The sequence below is a fragment of the Companilactobacillus furfuricola genome (genome assembly GCF_003946325.1).
Lineage (GTDB): Bacteria > Bacillota > Bacilli > Lactobacillales > Lactobacillaceae > Companilactobacillus > Companilactobacillus furfuricola.
In genome coordinates, this window is sequence record NZ_RHNT01000081.1 from 1 (window position 1) to 5,842 (window position 5,842).

Here is a 5,842-nt window from a genome sequence, read left to right on the forward strand (position 1 = left end):
TTGTATACGGAAGGACTAATTTTATCAACTTTTTTAAAAAGTGTAGACTAGTCTTTTTGGAATCAACAGGCAACCTAAATCTTGATGAATTTCTTGATGGCTAACCAAAGTACAACAAGAACCATAAAATCGCCAAGAATAATTTGGCTACTGAACCCATATAGCGCCCCGCCCCGGAACCGGCATTGAACGTACACCCAAACAACTACCACCCCCCAAAACACCAGTAAAACTCCACAAAACCCTAACAACTGGTAATAAACACCCCAAAAATCAAACAATAATAAAAATAATTATCAATCATCATTGACGTATCAAAAAAAGTGTTCAATAATCAAAATGTAACATTCGATAAGTAAAAAAATATCAATAAATAATCAGGTTAATATATCCAATTTAACCAAACGCACCACACTAAGCTTTGATTTATCAGTCGAAAATCAAAACAAACCATATTATCATAATTATTCATCCGATATTTTTTCCACTTACCGAAAAATTAATGAAGGATTTAACAAATAATGAGGGGGGAGCAATACATTGAATTCTAGATACGTAAAAGGTACCAAGTGGGCCATTTCTAGCGTAGCCACATGTGCTGCTGCTTTGTCATTTATGATCGTAACAAACGCCACTCAAGCTGACGTTTCAACTGATCAAAATACACAAGCAAACGTACAAACTACACAAGTTCAACCCGCTTCAACAACTCAAAATACTTCAGAAAGTTCAGCTCAAAAAGCTGCCATTACCGAAACTACCACGACAACTTCGACATCTACGACGAAATCAGCTGTAAATTCAGCTAACGTGGCTAAGACTCAAGCTTCTACGCAACCGGTTGCAACGGCTAATGACAATGTTCCAAGTGGTGGAACAGTCGAAGACGATTATCCTGACGTTTCCAACAACGTTTTAGGTGCAGCCGCATATTTCCACATTTTTTCAAATGATGCCACATTAAACGCTCACACTAACGGAAACTTAGCTGTCAAAAATTTGGATGGTAAAGTAAACTTTGGTACAAACGTCCACGAGGAACTGCTCGACCAAGAAATTTCTTACATTCAAAATATCACCAGCATTGCCAATAGCTCATTCGTTTCTGCTGGACCAACTAGATCCAATAAAGTTATCTTTGGTGAAAATGTTGACATCAATACAGATAATCCTAATCGAGTAAATGTTGACGGAACAGACATTGATCACTTAACAGCAGGGGAAACTTATCAAGATAAAAATGGTCAAGTTTATATCGACTTTGAAAAAGAATTTGCTAAATTGAAGAACAAATCGACTGAATTAGCTAATACTTCAACAGTCAATCAAACAGTCACAAACTCTGATTTTGATGACATGAACAACCGTGTAATCGACGTTAGCGATTACGTTGTCAACGAAAATAACCACATTATCATCAATCTTGATCCTGAAGTATTGAACAGCAATACTCCATTGATCATCAAGGGAGTTTCTAGTTCAGAAGATGGCCCAACTGTAATCTTTAACGTAGACACAGCTGGCTCATCAAATTACAACGTCAATTCACCAATTAAGATCCAATACGATGACGGTTCAGACAGAGATAGTAAAGAGACAGAATACTTTGGTGACAACCACTTGCTCTGGAACTTCATGGACAGCACTGCTTCAGATAAGTTGTACACCGGTACTATCAATGTTGAAGCACCATTCCAAGGTAGTGTCCTTGCACCAGGAGCAACCATCAATGTTGATCAAAACTTAGATGGAAACATTATTGCTGACAAAGTAAATGTCAATGCTGAAACCCACAGATGGGATCTTCAAGACGATACAGACTTTGATGGTGAAGAAGAAGAGGAATACGAAACACCTGATATTTCACTTCCAAACGTTGAATTGCCTAACATCGAAGAACCAGAAGATCCAGATCCAGAGGAACCAGAAACACCAGGTACTGAAGATCCAGATCCAGAAGAACCAAATACAGAGACGCCAGGAACAGAAACACCAGGTACTGAAGATCCAGATCCAGAAGAACCAAATACAGAGACACCAGGAACAGAAACACCAGGTACTGAAGATCCAGATCCAGAAGAACCAAATACAGAGACACCGGGAACAGAAACACCAGGTACTGAAGACCCAGATCCAGAAGAACCAAACACCGAAACTCCGGGAACAGAACAACCTGACGTCGAGATCCCAGGCGAACCTGATACAGACAGTTCTAATGAAGGTGATGGAAATATTGATTTGATCACTGATCCATCTGATGAAAAAGATGGCCAAGCAACTGATCAAACGCCTTCAACTGATGTGAACTTGAACAATAATACTACTGACAAGCAAGCAACACTTCCTCAAACTGGAGCAGAGCATTCATTGATGCTCACAGCCGTTGGTTTAGTGTTAGCTGCTGGTTTAGCATTTGTTTACAGACGTAGAAGAGAGTAAATTCTCAATATATTAATTAAAAAAACGATACCCAAAATTTTGAGTATCGTTTTTTTATGCGATAAATTTTACGCTTATGATTTTTTTCGAGTTGATCCAGTCAGAACGTAATTCACACCTGGTATCAAATGCAAGATCCAAATGATCAACGTGGCTAAGATCGCAATGGCAAAGTAGCGAGTAAATGTTGCCAACAATCCGGTATAAGGTAAGTTTTTCATGAACCAAGGTTCCAGGAACAAAATCAAGATATTGTGGACTAAATAAATTCCGAAGACTAATGGCGATAGCCAAGAAAAAGTTTTTTTAACCGGCTTCGATTTGATCTTGAGTCCCCATTTTTGCAACAAGATGTAGGTTGCTGTCGCCATGATGACGATGAAAATCGATGTCACGTAGAAATTGTTCCAGGGGTCATTTGTCTTGGGGAAATTAGATGAGTAGGTATTTCCCAAAAACATGGCTAGTAGAGCAACGATAGCTAAGAGCCAACCATTGATCTTTTTGACATCGAGTTGGCTGATCAAATAACCTAAGAAGAAATAGCCGATGTATCCTCCCATTAACGTAAATCCAGCTCCAGGATAAAAGTCGAGTGCGTGAGCGTAGTCTTTTGATAAGAAGGTCGAAAGTGTTGGCATCAACGAATTGGTGATCAACCAAATTATCGTTAAATAAAGCAACATCTTGTTATCTGCACCCTTTACTAAAGTTCGCAAGAAAGGCGAAAGGACGTATAGGCCGATCAAGGGATACATGAACCAAAGAGTCGGCGAAACGGGCTGATACAAGAAGACAGCATACATTTTCAAAGCGTTAGGTAATGAAAAAGTGTGCGCGTAGATCGCTATGAAAAAAGTCGAGAGCAACGACCAAGCAATAAACGGGATGACCACATGTGGCAAGCGGTTAGTCCAAGTGTACTTGATCGATTCCGTTTTCGGACTTTTTAACAATAAAGCTCCCGAGATCATAAAAAATAGTGGCACACTGGCGTGCGCAAAGTAGTTCAAATAAGTGGTGATGCGCCATTGAGTCGAACCGATGTGTTGACCAACGTCGATCCCTGAAACGTGAATAAAAATAACTAGAAAAATCGCCAGAACGCGAATAAAATCAAAGTAAAAAATTCTTCCCTTTTTAGTATCCATACTGATCCTCCATATATCTAACCATAATAGATTAAATGCGTATGAAAATGAAGAGATTGTATATGATATAATGTTTGAAGTTAAATTTTTTGAATTGGAAGAAGTATATATGCGAGTAGGAGAAGCACCTGGTGTAGACTTAGTCAGATATTTGATATGGATAGCTTTTTCAGTGGCTACATTAGGTATTAAGAATTACGCCGCAAACGCTAAAGGATTGAATGATATTTTAGTGGTGATTTTTTTCATCGTTGGGATTTTTACTTTAGCTTTGATGATCAGAAGGTTCAACCACGAACGAAGTTCCTTCGCTGAGCCACGGAAGAAATTTTTGAGTTCACTGGTTAATAATATTGGTTTTATTACTTTGATGTTTGTGTTGATCGTCGTTTTGAGGATGATGATCAGTTATTTGCAAGTTAACGGGAAGTTGCCTAAGTTTCAGAATGACGATGTTGCTGGGTCTAATCAGAAGGTTTTTATTTTTAATTTGATTGCTAATGTGTTTGTTATTTCTGTGCAGCAGCAGTTGGTTCAGACTGGCTTTTTCTTTAACTATTTCTTTAGGAAGTCGACGCCTGCTAGTGCGATCGGCGGGATTGTGATTAGTGGTTTGATTGCTGGGGCTATTACTTTGCCTGGTTCTTTGTTGCAATTCTTTATGAATATGTTTTTTGGTTTTTGTTTTGCGTTGACTTATTTGTATACGCAGGATGAGAAGATGCCTGTGTTTTTGGGTATGGTTAGTGCTTTGATTGGTACTATTATGATATAGATTGGTCTTGGTCATGATTTTGTGATCAGGGCTTTTTTTGTATATGGATGTAAGAGAGCTATGGCAGACAGAGGAGTTTTTCTTTGTTGGGGGTCTGTTAGTTTGTTTGGTGGTTGGGGTGTTGAGGCAGTATTTTGGTTGCTACGTTCAATGCCGACTCCGGGGCCCGGGGATACGCTAAAGGAACGTAAGTGCTAACGCACTTGCGCAACCGGTTATGGTGGTGGCTACGCCACCGAACAACTAAGGTCGGGAACGTGGTGGGCACTGAGGTCTGTATCCCCGGGCCCCTCCGTCTAGATGGAGACTATATCCCCCCTTGATTTGAGTTTTACCGATTTATTTTGATCAAGTTGGCACTGTTTGCGCGTCCTATTTCTCACATGTCTATCTCAGGCTCCATCTATTCTGGTGGGGAGTAGGATCTTCCTTTTCTTGTTGGATATATACTCTGTCTAGAATACTGACTCTTTTCTCGGTTCGCGGGACTTTGCTCCGCTCATTTTGTTTCCTGACTTACATTGCTACTGTCATTTTTCTTTTCTTTGCTGGTTAGATAAGAGTTAATATATTTCTTCTTCTCTTGCATTCGCTTCTGGCTCGCGTGCTCGTTCCTTGCACTCTTGCCTTGAGCTTAGGCAGTTTTTTTCTCTATTTATTTGTTTCTTGCTCATATGCTCGCTTCTTTCGCACTTTCGCCTTTTTCTTGCTTGCCTGTTCGTTCCTCACATGCTCGCTTTGCTTTTTAATATTTTGTTACTAGAAGTTCCTTCTAATGTTTTTTACAATGGGGTTAGATAATGAAAAGGTGATGATTATGTTGGAAAAATCAATGACACCAGAACAATTAAAAAAATTAATTTTTCAAGCTATTCGAACTGTCAATGAAGAGAAAACCCCGATTGAAATTGTCGGTAAAACAGAGAATGAAAGTGCAGTTCTAATAAGTAAGAATGAATATGAAAAATTACAGAGTGAATTAAATTGGAATCAAGATGCTGAAATGGAAATCGTTCAAAAACGAATGAGAGATAATAGTGGATTCACGGATATTACCAACGGTATAGATTGGGATAATTTATGAGGATTACGATTCAAAGCAAAAAGAGAGTTCGAAGGCAATTAAACTTTGAACTCTCTTTTTATTTTACAATTGGGTTATTATTCCATATTTTAATAAAATCTGAATTGATTGAATGGTTTTTTTGCGATTTTTTTTTGATATTTTACAAACAAAAATAGAGTGCTAAAACGACATGTGAAAATCAGGGAGAGAAATAAATCTGTCAAACACAAGCTTGGGGTGGAGCTGACAACCACAACAAAGTTAGATACATCAATCAAGGCGGAGGGGCCCGGGGATACAGCCCTCAGCCGCCAAATTATTCTTAGCGATTTATCGGTTCTTGTTGTACTTTGGTTAGCCATCAAGAAATTCATCAAGATCTAGGTTGCCTGTTGATTCCAAAAAGACTAG

5 protein-coding genes are annotated in these 5,842 nt (G+C 38.8%); 4 read left to right on the forward strand and 1 reads right to left on the reverse strand.

Annotation, left to right across the window (positions count from 1 at the left end; translation table 11 throughout):
- The first annotated feature begins 540 nt into the window (after positions 1-540).
- Positions 541-2,439, forward strand: a complete 1,899-nt coding sequence (locus EKM78_RS12160; protein WP_125772587.1) for a collagen-binding domain-containing protein — start codon at positions 541-543, stop codon at positions 2,437-2,439.
- A 74-nt stretch (positions 2,440-2,513) separates the two neighbouring features.
- On the opposite strand, the gene EKM78_RS12165 is transcribed toward EKM78_RS12160, so the two are convergent.
- On the reverse strand, positions 2,514-3,590 hold the full coding sequence (locus EKM78_RS12165; RefSeq protein ID WP_125772589.1) for an acyltransferase: 1,077 nt from the start codon (positions 3,588-3,590) through the stop codon (positions 2,514-2,516).
- Between the two features lie 70 nt (positions 3,591-3,660).
- Between EKM78_RS12165 and EKM78_RS12170 the strand changes: the two genes are divergently transcribed.
- From EKM78_RS12170 to EKM78_RS12910, 3 genes are all read left to right on the forward strand, one after another.
- Entirely contained in the window at positions 3,661-4,365 is a 705-nt protein-coding gene (locus EKM78_RS12170; RefSeq protein WP_245995081.1) for a CPBP family glutamic-type intramembrane protease, read from the forward strand.
- Positions 4,366-5,152: 787 nt separating this feature from the next.
- Positions 5,153-5,449: a type II toxin-antitoxin system prevent-host-death family antitoxin gene (locus EKM78_RS12175; protein ID WP_211334377.1), complete on the forward strand. Its 297-nt coding sequence runs from the start codon at positions 5,153-5,155 to the stop codon at positions 5,447-5,449.
- A gap of 219 nt (positions 5,450-5,668) precedes the next feature.
- Entirely contained in the window at positions 5,669-5,815 is a 147-nt protein-coding gene (locus tag EKM78_RS12910) for a hypothetical protein (protein WP_164507355.1), read from the forward strand.
- Positions 5,816-5,842 lie beyond the last annotated feature (27 nt).

What these genes read in the sequence shown, in the direction of transcription:
- EKM78_RS12165 (WP_125772589.1), bottom strand. Translation starts at nt 3,590, where the DNA reads ATGGATACTAAAAAGGGAAGAATTTTTTACTTTGATTTTATTCGCGTT.
- EKM78_RS12170 (WP_245995081.1), top strand. Translation starts at nt 3,661, where the DNA reads ATGTTTGAAGTTAAATTTTTTGAATTGGAAGAAGTATATATGCGAGTA.
- EKM78_RS12175 (WP_211334377.1), top strand. Translation starts at nt 5,153, where the DNA reads ATGGGGTTAGATAATGAAAAGGTGATGATTATGTTGGAAAAATCAATG.